General features: G+C 67.5%; 16 protein-coding genes. 12 read left to right on the top strand and 4 right to left on the bottom strand.

Features of this window, described 5'->3' with window-relative positions; all coding sequences use genetic code 11:
- Positions 1 to 20: 20 nt before the first annotated feature.
- Positions 21 to 1,460: a lipopolysaccharide biosynthesis protein gene (locus BGO20_RS08610; RefSeq protein WP_291661465.1), complete on the top strand. Its 1,440-nt coding sequence runs from the start codon at positions 21 to 23 to the stop codon at positions 1,458 to 1,460.
- Between the two features lie 171 nt (positions 1,461 to 1,631).
- Complete coding sequence (locus BGO20_RS08605; RefSeq protein ID WP_291661464.1) at positions 1,632 to 2,441, top strand: L,D-transpeptidase; 810 nt, start codon at positions 1,632 to 1,634, stop codon at positions 2,439 to 2,441.
- A gap of 12 nt (positions 2,442 to 2,453) precedes the next feature.
- Here BGO20_RS08605 and mbfA read toward each other — a convergent pair whose 3' ends face one another.
- A complete protein-coding gene (gene mbfA / locus BGO20_RS08600; protein WP_291661463.1) occupies positions 2,454 to 3,410 on the bottom strand; it encodes an iron exporter MbfA in 957 nt (318 codons plus the stop codon).
- A 233-nt stretch (positions 3,411 to 3,643) separates the two neighbouring features.
- Between mbfA and BGO20_RS08595 the strand changes: the two genes are divergently transcribed.
- Together BGO20_RS08595 and BGO20_RS08590 are read left to right on the top strand one after the other, a co-directional pair.
- The gene (locus BGO20_RS08595) at positions 3,644 to 4,072 is read left to right on the top strand and encodes a MerR family transcriptional regulator (protein WP_291661462.1); all 429 of its coding nucleotides are present in this window, start codon (positions 3,644 to 3,646) and stop codon (positions 4,070 to 4,072) included.
- A complete protein-coding gene (locus BGO20_RS08590; protein ID WP_291661460.1) occupies positions 4,008 to 4,406 on the top strand; it encodes a carboxymuconolactone decarboxylase family protein in 399 nt (132 codons plus the stop codon). Before BGO20_RS08595 ends, BGO20_RS08590 begins: the two co-directional genes overlap by 65 nt.
- A gap of 75 nt (positions 4,407 to 4,481) precedes the next feature.
- Here BGO20_RS08590 and BGO20_RS08585 read toward each other — a convergent pair whose 3' ends face one another.
- The 3 genes from BGO20_RS08585 to BGO20_RS08575 all read right to left on the bottom strand — a co-directional run bounded on the left by BGO20_RS08585 (position 4,482) and on the right by BGO20_RS08575 (position 7,954).
- Positions 4,482 to 5,279, bottom strand: a complete 798-nt coding sequence (locus tag BGO20_RS08585) for a DUF2076 domain-containing protein (protein ID WP_291661459.1) — start codon at positions 5,277 to 5,279, stop codon at positions 4,482 to 4,484.
- Between the two features lie 102 nt (positions 5,280 to 5,381).
- Complete coding sequence (locus tag BGO20_RS08580) at positions 5,382 to 6,092, bottom strand: L,D-transpeptidase (RefSeq protein WP_465246020.1); 711 nt, start codon at positions 6,090 to 6,092, stop codon at positions 5,382 to 5,384.
- A gap of 452 nt (positions 6,093 to 6,544) precedes the next feature.
- On the bottom strand, positions 6,545 to 7,954 hold the full coding sequence (locus BGO20_RS08575) for an MATE family efflux transporter (RefSeq protein WP_291661456.1): 1,410 nt from the start codon (positions 7,952 to 7,954) through the stop codon (positions 6,545 to 6,547).
- Positions 7,955 to 8,091: 137 nt separating this feature from the next.
- On the opposite strand from BGO20_RS08575, the gene BGO20_RS08570 reads away from it, so the two are divergent.
- The 8 genes from BGO20_RS08570 (at position 8,092) to BGO20_RS08535 (ending at position 17,379) form a co-directional block, all read left to right on the top strand.
- Positions 8,092 to 9,321: a M20 family metallo-hydrolase gene (locus BGO20_RS08570; RefSeq protein ID WP_291661454.1), complete on the top strand. Its 1,230-nt coding sequence runs from the start codon at positions 8,092 to 8,094 to the stop codon at positions 9,319 to 9,321.
- Between the two features lie 9 nt (positions 9,322 to 9,330).
- Positions 9,331 to 10,743, top strand: a complete 1,413-nt coding sequence (locus BGO20_RS08565; RefSeq protein WP_291661453.1) for an amidase — start codon at positions 9,331 to 9,333, stop codon at positions 10,741 to 10,743.
- A 206-nt stretch (positions 10,744 to 10,949) separates the two neighbouring features.
- Positions 10,950 to 12,545 (top strand): ABC transporter substrate-binding protein, encoded by a 1,596-nt coding sequence (locus tag BGO20_RS08560; RefSeq protein ID WP_291661452.1) that lies wholly within the window; start codon positions 10,950 to 10,952, stop codon positions 12,543 to 12,545.
- Positions 12,546 to 12,678: 133 nt separating this feature from the next.
- On the top strand, positions 12,679 to 13,620 hold the full coding sequence (locus BGO20_RS08555; RefSeq protein ID WP_291661451.1) for an ABC transporter permease: 942 nt from the start codon (positions 12,679 to 12,681) through the stop codon (positions 13,618 to 13,620).
- On the top strand, positions 13,617 to 14,531 hold the full coding sequence (locus tag BGO20_RS08550; protein WP_291661450.1) for an ABC transporter permease: 915 nt from the start codon (positions 13,617 to 13,619) through the stop codon (positions 14,529 to 14,531). Before BGO20_RS08555 ends, BGO20_RS08550 begins: the two co-directional genes overlap by 4 nt.
- Before the next feature lie 103 nt (positions 14,532 to 14,634).
- Positions 14,635 to 15,576, top strand: a complete 942-nt coding sequence (locus BGO20_RS08545) for an N-carbamoyl-D-amino-acid hydrolase (protein WP_291661449.1) — start codon at positions 14,635 to 14,637, stop codon at positions 15,574 to 15,576.
- Between the two features lie 5 nt (positions 15,577 to 15,581).
- Positions 15,582 to 16,169: a hypothetical protein gene (locus BGO20_RS08540; RefSeq protein WP_291661448.1), complete on the top strand. Its 588-nt coding sequence runs from the start codon at positions 15,582 to 15,584 to the stop codon at positions 16,167 to 16,169.
- A gap of 46 nt (positions 16,170 to 16,215) precedes the next feature.
- On the top strand, positions 16,216 to 17,379 hold the full coding sequence (locus BGO20_RS08535; RefSeq protein WP_291661447.1) for an amidohydrolase/deacetylase family metallohydrolase: 1,164 nt from the start codon (positions 16,216 to 16,218) through the stop codon (positions 17,377 to 17,379).
- The last annotated feature ends 3 nt before the right edge of the window (positions 17,380 to 17,382 follow it).

Raw genomic sequence — 17,382 nt, 5'->3', positions numbered from 1 at the left:
AAGGGGATGAGCCAGGCGAGATGACCGTCCTCCTGCCCTTCCTCGTCAATGCGGCGTTGAATTTCGTCCTGGGGCTGCTGATCGCGCTGTTCCTCGGCCCCGAGGCGTTCGGCCTCTACGCGATCGGCGCGGCGCTGGTCGTCCTGGTCAATACGGCGGCTCTCGACTGGCTGAAGCTTTCGGCGGTGCGCTTCTATACGGCGCAGACGCGCGAGAGCGACCCCAGCATCCGCGCGACGCTGGACCTGCTCTTTGCAGCGGTCGCGCTGGTGCTCTGTCTGCTGCTCGTCCTGGCCTTGCTCGCCGGGTTCGATGGCGGCCTGCCGCGGGCCCTGCTCGCCGCCGCCGTCCTGGCCGCGATCGGCGCCGGCTGGTTCGACTATCACGGCGCCATCGCGCGGGCTCGCTTCCTCGACGCCGCCTATGCCCGGCTGATCTTCGTCAGGGCCGTGATCGTCCTCGTCCTGATGGTGGGTGGCGCCTGGCTGACGCGCGATCCGGCGACCGTGCTGCTGGCCGGCCTTGTCGGCACCATCGCCTCGGTCCTGAGCGTGCGCACCCGACTTTCCGACGGGCCGGTTTCATTCGCCGGTGCGCGCAAGGAACTGGCGCGCGACTTTCTCCGCTACGCCTTGCCGCTCGTCGCCGGAAACGCCGTCTATTCGTTGATTCCGCTGCTCAATCGCAGCCTGCTCGCCGAGGCGCATGGCTTCGCCGAATCCGGCTATTTCTCGCTCGCCTCCGATATCGGGCTGCGACTCTTCCCGATGCTGGCGACGATGCTCGAGATCGTGCTGTTGCGCGAGGTCATCCGCCTCGACGAGACGCGCGGCCGCAACGCCGCTCGCAGGCGCATCGCCGGCAACCTGGTGCTGGTCCTCGCCGTGGTCCTGCCCGCTGCGCTCGGCTTCTGGCTGGTCCTGCCGGCTTTCGAGGCACTCTTCGTACCGGCGGCGTTCCGCGGCCATTTCGCTCACTTCATGGCGCCGCTGCTCCCGGGTTTCGCCGCCATCGCGCTCTTCCAGGCGGCGATCTACCCGGTCTTCCTGCTCGAGAAGCGGACCCTGATCGCGGCGGTCGTCGCGGTCGCCGGCCTGGGCGTGAACCTCGCCTGGCTGTGGGCGCCAGGCGCGGCTACGTCGCTGCGCTTCGCGGCCGCCCAGAGCGCGGGCTTCGTCGCCGTGCTGCTGATCACCGGATTCGTCGCCCTGCGCTCCCTGCCGAAGGGACTGCCGCTGCGCGACATGGCCTGCGTCCTGCTGGCGGGCCTCGCCATGGCGCTGGCGATCTGGCCGCTGCGGGGCAGCCTGCCGCCGCTGCCGGAGTTCGTGCTGCAGATTGGCCTGGGCGGTCTGATCTACGGCGCCGTGATCCTCGCTTGCGATGTCGCGCACTGGCGAACCGGGCTGAGGCTGCGGTGGCTCGCGCGAAAGGCTTCGCTCTCCCGAAAGCCCCGGTGAGGCAGGCATCGAAAGCTTTCCTTCACCCTGTCCCTTGCCGGGATGCTAAGGTTAATTTGGCGAATTGACGCTTCCTGCGCGGATTGCGCGGCGGAAGAGTCAATGATTCACCATTCCTTTGATGCCGACCCGCAGGCTTTCCCGCAGTCTTTCCGGCGAGAGAGTTGCGTCATGCGTCGAGCGTCCACCCTTTCCTTGCTGGCTGTCGCGGGCGGTCTCGCTGCGATCGGCCCGGCCGCCGCGCAGGGCTACGGCGGCGACCCGATGCTGCAGGCGCGCCGCGGGGGCGCGAACTATGGCGGCGGTCTCATCGAGATGCTGATGACCGGGCGCGATCCGACGCCCTACGGCCGCGGCGGCGCCGTCTACAACCGTCCGGGTGGCTACGCCTACGGACAGGCGGTGCGCGGGCCCTCCAGCTACGGCGCCGACCCTTTCGCGGAGGAGCGCCGCCTGCAAGGCGCATCGCGGCCGGAGGGCCGGGTTGCGGCGCTCGGCCGTCCCGCCGAGCCTCAGGCCGGTATCCCGTATGTCATCGAGCCGCGCTTCCGTAAGCAGGAGGTCGCCTATGACGGCCCGCAGAAGCCGGGCACCGTCATCGTCGACACACCGAACCGCTTCCTCTTCCTGGTGCAGCCCGGCGGCCGGGCGCTGCGCTACGGCATCGGCGTCGGCCGTCCTGGCTTCTCCTGGGCCGGCACCAAGACGGTCACGCGCAAGGCCGAGTGGCCGAGCTGGACGCCGCCGGCCGAGATGCTGAAGCGCCGGCCCGATCTGCCCCGCTTCATGGCGGGCGGCCCCGAGAATCCGCTCGGCGCGCGCGCGCTCTATCTCGGCTCCACGCTCTACCGCATCCACGGCACGAACGAGCCGAACACCATCGGCCGCGAGGTCTCTTCAGGCTGCATCCGCATGACCAACGACGACGTGATCGACCTGTACGGCCGCGTCGGTGTCGGCGCCAAGGTCGTCGTCATCTGACGACGCTTCGCGTCAGGAACTGCCGATCAGGATGCCGACCGCCAGCACGGCGAGGCCGCCCAGGATGATCTGCACGATCGCCGAGGTGAACGGCGTTTCCATGTAGCGGAAGCGCACCCAGGCGATGATGACGAGCTCGCAGGCGACGATGACGCCGGCGATCGCCGTCGCCAGCCAGAAATCCGGGATGAGATAGGGCAGGGTGTGGCCGAGGCCGCCGATGGCGGTGGCGATGCCGCAGGCGGCGCCGCGCACCCAGGGGTGGCCGCGTCCGGTCACCACGCCGTCGTCCGAGAGCGCTTCGGTCAACCCCATGCTGATGCCGGCGCCGATCGAGGCGGCGAGGCCGACGACGAAGGCGTTCCAGGAATCATGCGTGGCGAAGGCGGCGGCGAAGATCGGGGCCAGCGTCGAGACCGAACCGTCGATCAGCCCGGCCAGCGCCGGCTGCACGATCTGGAGCACGAAGAGGCGCTTGCGCGTCTCTTCCTCCTCGTCGGCCGCGCCCGAGCTCTTGAGTTCGTCGTCGAGCTGCTCCGCCAGCTTCTCGTGGCCACGCTCCGCTTCGGCCAGGTCGGCGAGGAGCTTGCGCGTCGCGGTATCGTGGGCGCGCTCGGCCGCCCGAGCATAGAACTGGCTGGATTCCAGTTCCATCACCGCCGCGTGGCGGCGCGCCGCCTCGAGCTGCAGATCCTCGTGCAGCCAGACCGGGTTGCGCTTAAGGAAGCCCTTGACGTCCTGTCTGGTAATGAGCGGCAGGTCGGTGCCGAAGCGCCGCTCGTACTGGGCAAGCAACTGGTGTCGGTGGCCGCTCTCCTCGGCCGCCATCTCCTCGAACATCTTGGCGGAGTGGGGATAATTCGAGCGCAGCTTCTGCGCGAAGGTCAGGTAGATCCGGGCATCTTCCTCCTCGCTGGCGATGGCGAGAGCGAGCAGTTCGGCTTCGCCGAGGTCGTCGAGGCGCTTCATGGCTGGTCCATAGATTGGAATAATTCTAACCTATATCGCGACTGCCTGCTTGTGAAGGCCCCGGAGGCGGCAAGATCGGATTTTTGCCAATGCCGAATTGCTCCGCGCTGTGAGGACCTGTGAGGCGCTGAGCCGTCCGAGCCGCGCGTCACGGCGAAGGCGCGGAACGGGTGCTTGACTTAGAGTGCGCTCGAAGAAGTAGTTCCCTTGCATCGTGATGAGAAGCGAGCGTTATGAGGATTGGTGAACTGGCACGGCGTTCGGGGCTCTCGGCCCATACGATCCGCTACTACGAGCGGATCGGGCTGCTCCCCTATGCCGACCGCAACCAATCCCGCCACCGCGACTACGATGCCTCGATCCTGGTCTGGATCGAGTTTCTCGACCGGCTGAAGACGACCGGGATGCCGATCCGCGACATGCTGCGCTACGCGGCGCTGCGCGAGGAAGGCTCCGGGACCGAAGCGGCGCGCCGGGAATTGTTGCAAAGGCACCGCGAGCAGGTTCGTGCGCACCTGGCCGAACTCAACGCCTGCCTTCTCGTCCTCGATGCCAAGATCGACGGCTATGTCGAAACCGAGAAGAGGATCGAGAACCATGGCTTCATCAGAGCTGAACGCAAGCGAAAGCCGGCTGGAGCGCGGAAGGCGCGTGCTGGCTGAAGTCGACGGCCAGGCGGGGCAGAACGTGATTGCCGCGCTGGCCGACATCGCGCCCGACTTCGCGACCTACGTGTTCGAATTCCCCTTCGGCGACATCTACTCGCGCGGCGGCCTCGGCCTGCGCGAGCGCGAGATCGCCACGATCGCCGCATTGGCGGCGATGGGGAATGCGGCGCCGCAGCTGAAGGTCCATATCGCGGCGGGTCTGAACGTCGGTCTCAGCGAAACCGAGATCGTCGAGGTTCTCGTGCAGATGTCGGTCTATGCGGGGTTCCCCGCGGCGCTCAACGGCCTGTTCGCGGCGAAGGAGGTGTTTCAGGCCCACCGGTCCTAGGCCACAACGGGCGGTTGCGGCCCCAAAGAAAGGCCCGCCTGGCGAAGGCGGGCCCGGGGTCGGTGAAACCAGTGCTCAGACCCAGCTGTCGTCGTCCGTGCCGCCGTCGTCGTAGTCGGCGCTGTCGTAGCTGGCCTGGTCGTAGTCGTTCTGGCTGTCGTCCTGGGTGTCGGCGGCCTTGTCGACGCGGGCCTGGTCGTCTGCTCCACGGTCGAAGGCCGCCTGGTCGGACGCGCCGCGATCATAGGCCGCCTGCTGTGCGTTTCCGCCGGCTCCGAAACTGTCGACCGAACTCGCAAGGCTGTTGGTGCTTGCGCTCGACCCGCTGCTGCCCCCGCCGAAGGCGTGCGACAGGACATTCCCGAGCATCATGCCGCCGGCGACGCCGGCCGCCGTGGTGAGCGCACTCGCCATGAAGCCGCCGCCGGCGCTTTGCTGCGGCTGGCTGCTCCAGGGGCCGGGCTGCGGCTGCGGCGGGGCGGCCTGCATGGATTGGCCACCCTGCGTGTTGACCCAGGCGGATGATGGCGTCGCGTCCCCGCGCGGCGGGATCGGCGGGACGGAACCCGCGCGAGGCTGGGCGGGGGCGCCTCCGAAAATGCCGGACAGGAAGCCGCCCGACGGAGCCGGCGCGTCGCTGGCCCGGCTCTGCAGATCGCGAAGCTGCGCCTGCAGACTCTCGACCTGTTGATGCAGGTTGGTCAGCGCCTGCTCCTGCACATACACGGCCTGCGCCATCGCATACGGCGCATAGGGCTGTTCGCGCAGCCGTTCGGCAATGAAGGCTTCGGCCTCCGGGTCGCGGGGCTGATTGGCAGCTTGCCTGAGCCGATCAAAAATCCCGGCGATCACGTCGCGTTCCTGCGGCGTCATCGTCATCTCCTCTGGTTGGACGGCGCATCTGCGCCGCCCTCAAGAGGTGGGACCGGGCTGTGACGGTATCAAGGCGAATGAAGCGCGTCCGCGTGCCGCTTCTCAGAAGTCGCCTTCGGCCGGCAGGAAGGCGTCGTCCGGCGGGGGCGCCTCGTCGCTCGTCTCGGGCGCGGCGAGCTTGCCGCGATTGAGGACGAGCACGTTGGTGCCGGCAGGGACGCGGCTGTAGAGGTCGATGATATCCTGGTTGAACAGCCGGATGCAGCCCGATGACATCGACTTGCCGATCGACCAGGGCTCGGAGGTGCCGTGGATGCGGTACAGCGTGTCGCGGTCGCCCTGGTAGAGATACAGCGCGCGGGCGCCGAGCGGATTGTCGAGGCCGCCCTTCATTCCGCCGGCCCAGGGACCGTTCTTCTTCGGCTCGCGACGGATCATGTCGGGCGTCGGGGTCCAGCGCGGCCACTCGGCCTTGCGGGCCACGCGGGCGCGGCCGCGCCACGACATGCCCTGCTTGCCGACGCCGATGCCGTAGCGGACGGCCTTGCCACCTGCCTGGACGAGGTAGAGGAAATGATTGTCGGTATCGACGACGATCGTGCCGGGATGCTCGGCGGTCGGATAGGAGACGATCTGGCGCAGGAAGCGCGGATCGACCTCCGAGATGTCGGTGGCCGGCAGCGGATACTTCTCGTTCGGCTTGTCCCCGTACATCTCGAGATATTCGGGGCTGACATAGTGCACGTTCGGGTTGGGCACCTCGAAGGGCTGCTGGCGCTGGCTGACGCAGGCCGCCAGGAACAGCGGCGTCATGGCCGCGAAGACGCGGCGGGTCGGCCGGGCGAGGGGAGAAGCATCGAGGCGGGAAGACATGGACGGCGAACTCTGTCTGGGCGGCGGGCGAAGGCGGCGGCGCGACCACACAATTCCCTGCGCCGTCGCTTGTTCCGGTTGAAGGTGCCGGAGATGGCTGTGGGGTGAATACCGTGTGGCCAAATTGTGGCAGGCAATGAATGTTGCGCAAGGGCAACATCATGCGGTGCTGCGGCAATCGGCCTGGCTGAGCTCCCTGGATCTTGCGCCTAGGCGCGGCTTTTGCCTGCAAAGCAACGATTCTCGTCGTGATCAGGAGAGCCGCGCAAGGTTAATAAATTGTGACGTTTGGCGTGCCGGCTTGCTGCCGCAGCGTAGCAGTGGATCACAGCTTGGAGAGCCATGCGCTCCGGGTATGGACGTGAGGCGCCGTTGCGCCGTGCCGTCCCGGTTCAGAATGTTGCCGCGCGGGCGGTGGTGACGAGCCCGAGCTTCTCGCGTGCAAACCATCGGCCGAGCATCATCGCGGCGACGACGGTCAGGCCGATCGCCAGGCCGATCCAGATGCCGCGTCCTGCGAGCGGGGTCAGAAAGCCCAGCGCAGCCGACAGCGGCAGTCCGATGCCCCAATAGCCGAGCCCCGCGAAGATCATCGGCAGCCGCGTGTCGCCGAGCCCCCGCAGGATCGCGGAGCCGACCACCTGCGCCCCGTCGGCGAGCTGGAAGATCGCCGCATAGGAAAGGAACGCCATCGCCAGCACCGCAACCTCGTCGGCGCCCGGCCTCGAGCGGTCGAGAAAGGGCGCCACGAGCCATTGCGGCGCAAGCGCCATCAGCAGGGCGGTCAGCGCCATGAAGCCGAGGGCCAGCGTCAGCGCCACGGCGCCGGCGCGGCCGACGGCGTCGTGCGAGCCTGCCCCGAAGGCGCGTCCCACCCTGACGGTGCCGGCCTGCCCGATGCCGAGCGGTACCATGAAGGTCAGCGAGGCGATCTGGATCGCGATGGCGTGCGCCGCCAGCGACGCCTCGCCGATCAGCCCCATCATGAAAGCGGCACCGTTGAAGATCACCACCTCGAAGGCGACCGTCAGCCCGATCGGAAAGCCCAGCCGCCAATAGGTGCGGTAGCGCTGCCAGTCCGGAACCCAGAAGCGCCCGAGAAGATGATAGCGGCGGAAGCGCCGGTCGAGCGAGACCACCAGGGCGAGGCCGGCGAACATCAAAGCCGAGGACAGCGCGGTCGCGAATCCCGAGCCCGGCAGTCCGAGTGCCGGGAAGCCGAGATTGCCGAACATCAGGCACCAGTTGGCGAAGGCGTTGAAGGGAACGGCGAAGAGCACGACGACGAACGCCCAGCGCGGCCGCTGCAGCGCTGCCACGAAGCCTCGCAGGCACAGATAGAGGAAGAAGGGCAGCAGCCCCCATTGCAGCGTGTGGACGTAGGAAGCGGCGGCCTTCGCCAGGACCGGGTCCTGCCCCATGGCGTTCAGGATGCTTTCGGCCTGCCACAGGATCAGCCACATCGGCCCGGCCATGGTGGCGGCCGCCCAGAAGCCCTGACGCACCGTCCGGCGCAGGTCGCGCACCGCGTGGCGGTTGCGGCCGAGCTCGATCGCGATCATCGGCGAGACGGCGCTCATGACGCCGATGCCGAAGATCAGGAAGGCGGTATAGAGATTGCCGCCGAGCGCGCCCGCTGCCAGCGCCCGCGGGCCGAGATGGCCCATCATCACCACATCCGTCGCGGTCATCGCCGTCTGCGCGACATTGGTCAGCACCATCGGCCAGCTCAGGGCAAGCATGGCCCGGGCTTCCGTGAGCCAGCTCTGTGGCGAGGTGGGATTGGCGGCGATCGTCGACATGGGGAGCCGCTTCTACCCGCGATTGCATCGCGCCGACAGCCACGCGCCGGAGGGGGCATGATGCATGCCGGGCGGGTCGACAAGCCGCCCGGCGGCCTGCATCTTGCCTGCGCCGAAGCGAGGAGGACGGGGGGGCCATGAGCACCAATCTGCGGATCGATGGCGCGCGATTGACCTCGCGGCTGGCTGAGCTCGCGCGCATCGGCGCGACGCCGGAAGGCGGCTGCCGGCGGCTCGCCTTGACCGACGAGGACAAGCAGGGGCGCGACTGGCTGGTCGGCCAGCTTCAGGCGCTCGGCCTCGCTGTCCGCATCGATGCGATCGGCAACATCGTCGGCATCCTCAAGGGGCTGGAGGACGGGCCGGCCGTCGTCATGGGCTCGCATATCGACACGGTCGGCACGGGCGGGCGTTTCGACGGCGCGCTCGGCGTGATCGCCGGCGTCGAGGTACTGGCCGCGCTACGTGACGCGGGGCTGACGCCGAAGCGCGACATGGCCGTCATCGCCTTCACCAACGAGGAGGGCGCACGCTTCCATCCCGACATGCTGGGCTCCTATGTCTGGGCCGGCGGCATGAGCGTCGAGGCGGCCCATGCTGAAGTGGATTCCGAAGGCGCCGGCCTCGGCGCCGAGCTGAGGCGCATCGGCTATGAAGGTGCGGAAAGGCCGGGCTTCCTGCCGGCCCATGCCTATCTCGAGATGCATATCGAGCAGGGGCCGGTGCTGGAGAACGAGGGCGGCGGCCTCGGCGCCGTCACCGGCATCCAGGCGATCACCTGGCTGGAGCTGACGCTGAAGGGCCGCCCGAGCCATGCCGGCACCACCCCGATGGCCTATCGCAAGGACCCGGGGCTCGCCGCGGCACGGATCAACATCTTCGCCAACGAGCTCACCAAGACGATTCCGCACCAGCTCGCCAATTCCGGCGTCATCCGCGTGCAGCCCGGCAACGTCAACGTGGTGCCCGAGACCGTCGTCATGACGCTCGACCTGCGCAACCCGCAGGACGCGCCGCTCGCCCAGGCCGAGGAGGCCGTCAGGCGCTTCTGCGCCGAACTGTCCGAGCGCGACGGCATCCAGATCTCCTTCCGGGACCTCGCTCGCTTTCCCGCCACGCCTTTCGCCGAGGAACTGATCGCCGAGGTCGAGCGCAGCGCGCGCGAGTTCGACCTGCCGATCCGGCGCATGATCTCGGGCGCGGGCCATGACGCGCAGATGATGGCGCGGCTCTGCCCGACGGCCATGGTCTTCATCCCTTCCATCGGCGGGTTGTCCCACAACCCGGCCGAGTTCAGCACCGACGAGGACATGGTGGCGGGTGCCAACGTGCTGCTCGCCACCGCCTGGCGCGTCGCGAACGCCTGAGGACAAGCCATGACGACGATCGCCTCGCTCTCGGCCGCCGAGCTCGGCCCCCTCTATGCCAGCAAGGAGCTGTCGCCGGTCGAGGTGGCCAAAGACGCGCTCGCCCGGATCGAGCGCTTCGAGCCGGAGATCAACGCCTTCGTTCACCGCGACGAGGCGACGACCCTGGCCATGGCCGAGGCCTCGCAGGCGCGTTGGCTGAAGGGAGAGGCGATCGGCCCGCTCGACGGCGTTCCGGTCACGATCAAGGACAACATCGCCGTCGCCGGCTGGCCGATGCGGCGCGGAACCTCGCTTGCGTCCGACGAGCCGTTTCCCGACGACGCGCCGGCGACGGCGCGGCTGCGCGAGGCGGGCACGGTCTTCCTCGGCAAGACGACCATGCCGGAATATGGCTGGAAGGGCGTCGGCGACTCGCCGCTGACGGGCATCACCCGCAATCCCTGGAATACCGCAACGGGTCCGGGCGGCTCGTCCTCCGGCGCGGCGGCCTGCGCGGCGCTCAATCTCGGTTGCATCCATGTCGGAACGGACGGAGCCGGCTCCGTCCGCATCCCGGCCGCATTCACCGGCGTGGTCGGCCTGAAGCCGAGCTACGGCCGCGTCCCGGCCTGGCCGAGCTCGACCATGGGCTTCCTCGCCCATCTCGGCCCGCTGACCCGGACCGTGACGGATACGGCGCTGGCGATGAAGGTGATCGGACAGCCCGACGAACGCGACATGACGGCGATGACGAGCCGCCCGCCCGACTATGTCGACGGCCTCCAGGGTGGCTTGCGGGGCCTGCGCATCGCCTGGTCGCCGACGCTCGGCCTCGATGTCCCGGTGGATCCCGAGATCGCCGCCTTGACGCATGCGGCGGCGCAAGCCTTCACCGAGCTCGGCGCGACCGTCGAGGAGGCCGAGCCCGGTTTCGCCGACCCGCTGGAGACGTTGACGACGCTTTGGTCGGCAGGAGCCGCGCTGGCTCTGCGCGGCGTCGATGCGGCCGGTCGCGCCCGCATGGATCCGGGCCTGGTTGCCGTGGCCGAGCTGGGCGAGCGCATTCCGGCGTCAAGCTACGTCGAGGCGCTGCTCTATCGCCGCAACGAGCTCGCGTTGCTGATGGCGCGCTTCCACGCCAGCTATGATCTCCTGTTGACGCCGGCCCTGCCGCTGCCGGCCTTTGCGGTCGGGCGCAATACGCCGGAGCACGGCGCCTATGGCGAGGACTGGACGCGCTGGACGCCCTTCACCTACCCTTTCAACATCACCCAGCAGCCTGCGATCTCCGTGCCCTGCGGCCTGACCCGCGCCGGCCTGCCCGCGGGGCTGCAGATCGTGGGCGCCTTCGGACGCGACGCGCTGGTCCTGCGGGCCGCCGCCGCCTTCGAGCAGGCAAAACCGTTCGCTCGGGTCGAACAGCCGATCAAACCGATTTAACGGCGATTTTTTTGTACTTCCGCCATTGCTGGCGCCAAGGGCCGGAAAATCCGGCCCTTTTTCGTTTCGAGCCGATCTGGCACGAACCCTGCAGGTCTCGTCATTGCCTCGGATCGTTGCCTTGGGCGTGTTGTCAGGGACGTTTTTTCTGCCCAAACTTGCGCCAAGGCCGCCCGTCAGAGGCTGTCGCTTCAGGGGAGTGAATGATGGATCGCAGGACGTTTCTCAAATCCGCGACCGGTGCCGGCGTCGTCGCCGCCGCCGGGGGGCTGGCGATGCCGGCCATAGCGCAGGGCTCTGCCAAGACGCTGCGCTTCGTGCCGCAGGCCAATCTCGCCAATTTCGACCCGATCTGGGGGACGCAATACGTCGTCCGCAATGCCGCGGCGCTGGTCTGGGACACGCTTTACGGCGTCGATTCGAAGTTCCAGCCGCAGCGCCAGATGGTCGAAGCGGAGGAGATGTCGTCCGACGGGCTGACATGGACGTTCAAGCTGCGCTCGGGGCTGAAGTTCCATGACGGCACGCCGGTGACCGCGAAGGATGTGGTCGCCAGCCTCAACCGCTGGGCCGCGCGCGACCCGATGGGCCTGATGATCAAGGCCATTCAGGTCGAGCTCGCCCCGGTCGACGAATTGACCTGGAAATGGGTGCTCAAGGAGCCCTATCCGAAGATGCTGCTGGCGCTGGCGAAGAACAATTCGCCCTGCACCTTCATCATGCCCGAGCGCATTGCCAAGACCGATCCGTTCACCCAGATCACGGAATATGTCGGCTCCGGGCCGATGAAGTTCCTGAAGAGCGATTGGGTGCCGGGCGCCAAGGCCGTCTTCGAGAAGTTCGCTGACTACAAGCCCAGGAGCGAAAAGGCGGACTGGCTCGCCGGCGGCAAGAACATGCTCGTCGACCGCATCGAATGGGTGATCATTCCCGATCCGGCCACGGCCGCAGCGGCGCTGCAGAACGGCGAGGTGGACTGGTGGGAGACGCCGCTCGCCGACCTCGTCCCGGTGCTCCGGAGCAACAAGGACATCAACGTCGATATCGGCGATCCGCTGGGCAATATCGGCGCCTTCCGGATGAATCATCTCTTCCCGCCCTTCAATAACGTGAAGGTGCGCCAGGCGGTGCTGACGGCGCTCAACCAGGAAGATTACATGCGCGCCATCGTGGGCGACGACGACAAGCTGTGGAAGCCGCTGCCGGGCTTCTTCACTCCGGGCACTCCGCTCTACACCGAAGAGGGCGGCGACATGCTCAAGCAGCGTAACGTGGCCGCGGCGAAGAAGCTGCTCGCCGAATCCGGCTACAAGGGCGAGCCGGTGATCTGCATCGTCGCGCAGGACATGGTGCCGACCAAGGCGATGGGCGACGTCACGGCCGAACTGCTCAAGAGCATCGGCATGAAGGTCGATTTCGTCGCGACGGACTGGGGAACGGTCGGCGCCCGCCGTGCCCAGAAGACCCCGCCCGATCAGGGCGGCTGGAGCATGTTCCATACCTGGCACGCCGGCGCCGACTGCGTGAACCCGGCCTCCTATACCGCGATCCGCGCCAATGGCGACAAGGCCTGGTTCGGCTGGCCGAACGTCCCGGCCGTCGAGACCGAGGTCACGAACTGGTTCAAAGCCAAGGATCTGGCCGAAGAAAAGGCCGCAATCGGCCGGCTCAACAAGGCCGCCGTCGAAAACGTCGTCTACGCGCCGACCGGCTTTTACCTGAGCTACCAGGCCTGGCGGAAGAACGTCTCGGGCGTGACCTCAGGCCCGCTGCCGTTCTTCTGGGGCGTGTCGAAGGCTTGATCGACGATGGCGGGGAGGCGCCGCCTCCCCGCTGCCTGGGGGCCGCCGGTCCCGAAACTTCACCTTGCTGCGACCGGGACATCTTTTCCGGCCGCCGCATCCGGTCAGATGTGAACGAGGTTCGGACGGTTCCATGCTTGCATTCATCGTCAGACGCATCCTGGCGACCATCCCGGTGATGGCCTTCGTTGCGCTGTTCGTGTTCTCGCTGCTTTACATCGCGCCCGGCGACCCGGCGGCGATCATCGCCGGCGACCAGGCTTCGCCCGCCGACGTTGTGCGCATCCGCGAGAGCCTGGGGCTGGATCGTCCCTATCTCATCCGCTTCGGCGAATGGTCGTGGCGGATCGTGCAGGGTGATCTCGGCACCTCGATCTTCACGAACCTGCCGGTGACCCAGCTCATCGCGCAGCGCATCGAGCCGACGGTGTCGCTGATGGTGCTGACGCTGATCTTCGCGGTGGTCATCGCCGTTCCGATGGGCGTCATAGCAGCCTGGAAGGCGGGCAGCTGGGTCGACAAGGCGGCGATGGGCTTCGCCGTTTTCGGCTTTTCGGTGCCCGTCTTCGTCGTCGGCTACCTGCTGGCCTGGATCTTCGCGCTGAAGCTCGATTGGCTGCCGGTGCAGGGCTACACGCCGCTGTCGGAGGGCCTCTGGCCCTGGCTCCGCAACCTCATCCTGCCGACTGTGACGCTCGGGCTGGTCTATGTCGCGCTGATCGCGCGCATAACCCGGGCGACCATGCTCGAGGTGCTCCAGCAGGACTATGTCCGCACTGCCAATGCCAAGGGCGTGGCCCAGAAGGATGTGCTCTTCCTGCATTCGCTGAAGAACGCGGCGGTTCCGATCGTCACCATCATCGGCATCGGCATCGCGCTGCTGATCGGCGGCGCCGTCGTCACCGAGAGCGTCTTCGCCATTCCCGGCCTCGGCCGCCTGACGGTCGATGCCATCCTGCGGCGCGACTACCCGGTCATCCAGGGCGTCGTGCTGATGTTCAGCCTGGTCTACGTGCTGGTGAACCTGCTGATCGACCTGACCTACACGCTCGTCGACCCGAGGATCCGCTATTGACTGTTCCTTCCGCCATTCCGGCCCCGCCCGTCGCCGCCACCCCGGTCGTTCCGGCCAAGGCCGCCGAGCCCGGCCGGCTCGCGCGCTTCGGCCGCTATCTGCGCCGCCATCCCTCCGTCGCGATCGGCGGCGGCCTGCTCGTGCTGATGGCGCTGATCGGCATCCTCGCGCCGCTGCTCGGCACCGTCGACCCGACGGCGATCTCGCCGGTCCGGCGCACGCGCGTCCCCTCCGAACTCTATTGGTTCGGCACCGACATGCTCGGCCGCGATGTCTATTCGCGTGTCATCTACGGGGCGCGGGTCTCGCTGCTCGTCGGCTTCAGCGTGGCCGTGCTGGCCTCGCTGGCGGGGCTCGCCATCGGCCTCTTCGCCGGCTTCATGCGCTGGGCTGACGGCATCATCATGCGCATCATCGACGGCTGGATGTCGATCCCGCCGATCCTGCTCGCCATTGCCCTGATGGCGCTGACCCGCGGTTCGATCGGCAACGTCATCGTCGCGATCACCGTCGCCGAGATTCCGCGCGTGGCGCGCCTCGTTCGCGGCGTCGTGCTGTCCCTGCGCGAGCAGCCCTATGTCGAGGCGGCGGTGGCCAACGGCGCCAAGGCGCCGCGCATCATCTGGCGCCACATCCTGCCCAATACCTTCGCACCCATGAGCGTGCAGGCGACCTATATCTGCGCCTCGGCCATGATCGTCGAGGCGATCCTCTCCTTCATCGGGGCGGGCGTGCCGCCGGCGACGCCGTCCTGGGGCAATATCATGGCCGAAGGCCGGGCACTCTGGCAGGTCAAGCCGCACATCATCGTGTTCCCGGCCGTCTTCCTCTCGATCACCGTGCTCGCGGTCAACCTGCTCGGCGACGGGCTGCGCGACTCGCTCGATCCGCGCATCGCCAAGCGGCTCTGAGCGAGCACCTGCCTGGGCAGGACGGTTCCACCAATCGGATCGGCGCGCGGAGCGCCGGCCCGCCCCATCGCTTCTTGCCTCGCATGTTCCAGGAGCTCCCGCCGTGAGCCGCATCCTCACCGTCGCCGCCGCCCAGCTCGGCCCGATCCAGCGCAGCGACAACCGGGCTTCGGCCGTGGCGCGGATGATCGCCCTGATGCGGCAGGCGAAGGAGCACGGCGTCGATCTCGTCGTCTACCCTGAAGCGGCGCTGACCGCCTTCTTCCCGCATTGGTGGATCGACGACGAAGCCGAGATCGACAGCCATTTCGAAACGGCTATGCCCTCCAACGAGACCGCGCCGCTGTTCGAGGAGAGCAGGCGGCTGGGGGTCGGCTTCCATCTCGGCTATTGCGAGCTCGCCCATGAGGAAGGACGCAGGCGCCGCTTCAACACCGCGATCCTCGTCGACAAGACCGGCACCATCGTCGGCAAGTACCGCAAGATCCATCTGCCCGGCCATCGCGAGCACCGCCCCGACGCTCCGTTCCAGAATCTCGAGAAGCGCTATTTCGAGACCGGCAATCTCGGCTGGCCGGTCTGGCGCACGATGGACGCCAACATCGGCATGATGATCTGCAACGACCGGCGCTGGCCCGAAAGCTACCGCGTCATGGGTTTGCAGGACGTGGAGCTGATCGTGCTCGGCTACAACACGCCCAAGCACAACCCGCCCGCGCCCGACCATGACCGCCTCGGAAACTTCCACAATCAGCTCGTGATGCAGGCCGGCGCCTATCAGAACGCCACCTGGGTCGTCGGCGCCGCCAAGGCGGGGCCGGAGGCGGGTGTCGACCAGATCGGCGGCTCCTGCATCATCGCCCCGACCGGCGAGGTCGTGGCGCAGGCTGTGACGGAAGGCGATGAACTCGTCATCGCCCGCTGCGACATGGATCTCGGCAAGAGCTACAAGGCCTCGACCTTCAACTTCGCGAAGCATCGCGAGCCGCAGGCCTATGGGCTGATCGTCGAGCGCAAGGGAGCCGGGCCTTCGCTGAAAGGATAGAGGCCGTGTCGCCCGACCCGCTGAACAGGAATTGCTTCTTCCCGCCGAAGCTGGCCGCCTCCGAGCAGGCCGCACGCGGCTTCTCCCCCCAGGGGCAGAACGGCGGCATGTCCCATATCCAGCGCGTCCATCTGAGCGTCGGCCAGAACTATTATCGCTTTTGCGATTCGGCCCGCTTCGCCGCGGATCCGCTGCGCGCGACCACCGGCGGCTGGTGGGCCGATCACGAGGTCTTCACCAAGGTCAGGACGGTTGCTGCCGCTTCCGCGACGATGGCGCGCTATGCCCGCAGCATCGGCGAGGCGACGCTGAGCTACGCCGCCAAGCTCCATTTCGCGATTCCCTATGAATGGGGCGATTGCGGCGTGGTTGTCATCGCCCGTCTCACGGACCGGCTTGATGCCTTTCGGGGGCGCGGCCTGACCGCCTATGTCGCGAGTGCCGGCGCCGCAAACGCGGATGCGCGCGACGGTGCCGCGAAATACACGCCCCTTCAGGACCCGACGATTTCGCAACTCTTCATTCCCGAATTGCATCTGTATTTCGGGCGCGCCTTCTCTATCGTGCGGCAGGGGCCTGCTTCTTCCTTCTGAGCGGCGCCGTCGTCTTCTCGCCTGCTGGCCTGCGGAGTAGTTCTCGATGACTCACGACATCATCCTCAAGGGCGGACGCGTCATCGACCCGTCCCAGAAGCACGACGGCGTCATCGATGTCGCCTTCACCGACGGCAAGGTCTCCGGCTTCGGCAAGGACCTGAAGGGGGCAAAGGAAATCCGCGACGTCTCCGGCTACATCGTCACACCGGGCCTGATCGATCTGCACACCCATGTCTACTGGGGCGGCACCTCGCTCGGCATCGATGCGGACGAGTTCTGCCGGCTCTCCGGCGTCACCACCTCGGTCGACACCGGCTCGGCCGGCCCCGGCAACTGGGCTGGCTTCCGCAAGCACGTCATCGAGCCGAGCCAGGCCCGCATCCTCGCCTATCTGCACGTCTCGCATGCCGGCATCTACGGCTTCGACCATCGCGTCATGGTCGGCGAGAGCGGCGATATGCGGATGATGAACCCGATCGACTGCGCCGAGGTCGCCGACAAGAACCGCGACTACATCGTCGGTATCAAGGTTCGCGTCGGCCTGCACGCCTCGGGCGATCAGGGCACCAAGCCGCTCAACATCGCGCTGCAGGTCGCCGACGAGGTCGGCATGCCCCTGATGTGCCATATCGACCACCCGCCGCCGTCTTACGAGGAAGTCATCGGCATGCTCAGGCCGGGTGACGTGCTGACCCACGCCTTCCGCCCCTTCCCGAACGCGCCCTGCACCGCGCAGGGCACGGTGAAGCCCGAGGTGATCGCCGCCCGCAAGCGCGGCGTCATCTTCGACATCGGCCACGGCAAGGGCTCGTTCTCGTTCAAGACCACGCGCGCCATGCTCGCCAACGGCTTCGAGCCGGACGTGATCTCGTCGGATGTCCACAAGCTCTGCATCGACGGCCCGGCCTTCGACCAGGTCACCACCATGTCGAAGTTCCTCTGCATGGGCATGAGCCTGAACAACGTCGTCGCCGCCTCGACGGTGAACGCCGCCATGGCGCTGAAGCGTCCGGAATACGGCTCGCTCAAGGTCGGCTCGCTCGGCGATGCCACGATCTTGACGGTCAAGGAAGGCAGGTTCGACTATGTCGACGTCGTCGGCGAACATCTGATCGGCGACAGGAAGTTCGTCTCCGAGGGCGTCGTGCTCAAGGGCAAGTGGTGGCACCCGAAGCGGACCAGCAAGTTCCCCAAGGTCGCGGCTTGAGAC

This window comes from Allobosea sp. 67-29, assembly GCF_001898115.1.
Taxonomy (GTDB): Bacteria; Pseudomonadota; Alphaproteobacteria; order Rhizobiales; family Beijerinckiaceae; genus Allobosea.
Note: the sequence above shows the minus strand (reverse complement) of the source record. Positions and strands in the feature narration are given on the sequence as shown.

Excerpts from the sequence above, each read along its gene's own strand:
- BGO20_RS08610 (WP_291661465.1), top strand. The coding sequence starts at position 21 with ATGACCGTCCTCCTGCCCTTCCTCGTCAATGCGGCGTTGAATTTCGTC.
- BGO20_RS08605 (WP_291661464.1), top strand. The coding sequence starts at position 1,632 with ATGCGTCGAGCGTCCACCCTTTCCTTGCTGGCTGTCGCGGGCGGTCTC.
- mbfA (WP_291661463.1), bottom strand. The coding sequence starts at position 3,410 with ATGAAGCGCCTCGACGACCTCGGCGAAGCCGAACTGCTCGCTCTCGCC.
- BGO20_RS08595 (WP_291661462.1), top strand. The coding sequence starts at position 3,644 with ATGAGGATTGGTGAACTGGCACGGCGTTCGGGGCTCTCGGCCCATACG.
- BGO20_RS08590 (WP_291661460.1), top strand. The coding sequence starts at position 4,008 with ATGGCTTCATCAGAGCTGAACGCAAGCGAAAGCCGGCTGGAGCGCGGA.
- BGO20_RS08585 (WP_291661459.1), bottom strand. The coding sequence starts at position 5,279 with ATGACGCCGCAGGAACGCGACGTGATCGCCGGGATTTTTGATCGGCTC.
- BGO20_RS08580 (WP_465246020.1), bottom strand. The coding sequence starts at position 6,092 with ATGACGCCGCTGTTCCTGGCGGCCTGCGTCAGCCAGCGCCAGCAGCCC.
- BGO20_RS08575 (WP_291661456.1), bottom strand. The coding sequence starts at position 7,954 with ATGTCGACGATCGCCGCCAATCCCACCTCGCCACAGAGCTGGCTCACG.
- BGO20_RS08570 (WP_291661454.1), top strand. The coding sequence starts at position 8,092 with ATGAGCACCAATCTGCGGATCGATGGCGCGCGATTGACCTCGCGGCTG.
- BGO20_RS08565 (WP_291661453.1), top strand. The coding sequence starts at position 9,331 with ATGACGACGATCGCCTCGCTCTCGGCCGCCGAGCTCGGCCCCCTCTAT.
- BGO20_RS08560 (WP_291661452.1), top strand. The coding sequence starts at position 10,950 with ATGGATCGCAGGACGTTTCTCAAATCCGCGACCGGTGCCGGCGTCGTC.
- BGO20_RS08555 (WP_291661451.1), top strand. The coding sequence starts at position 12,679 with ATGCTTGCATTCATCGTCAGACGCATCCTGGCGACCATCCCGGTGATG.
- BGO20_RS08535 (WP_291661447.1), top strand. The coding sequence starts at position 16,216 with ATGACTCACGACATCATCCTCAAGGGCGGACGCGTCATCGACCCGTCC.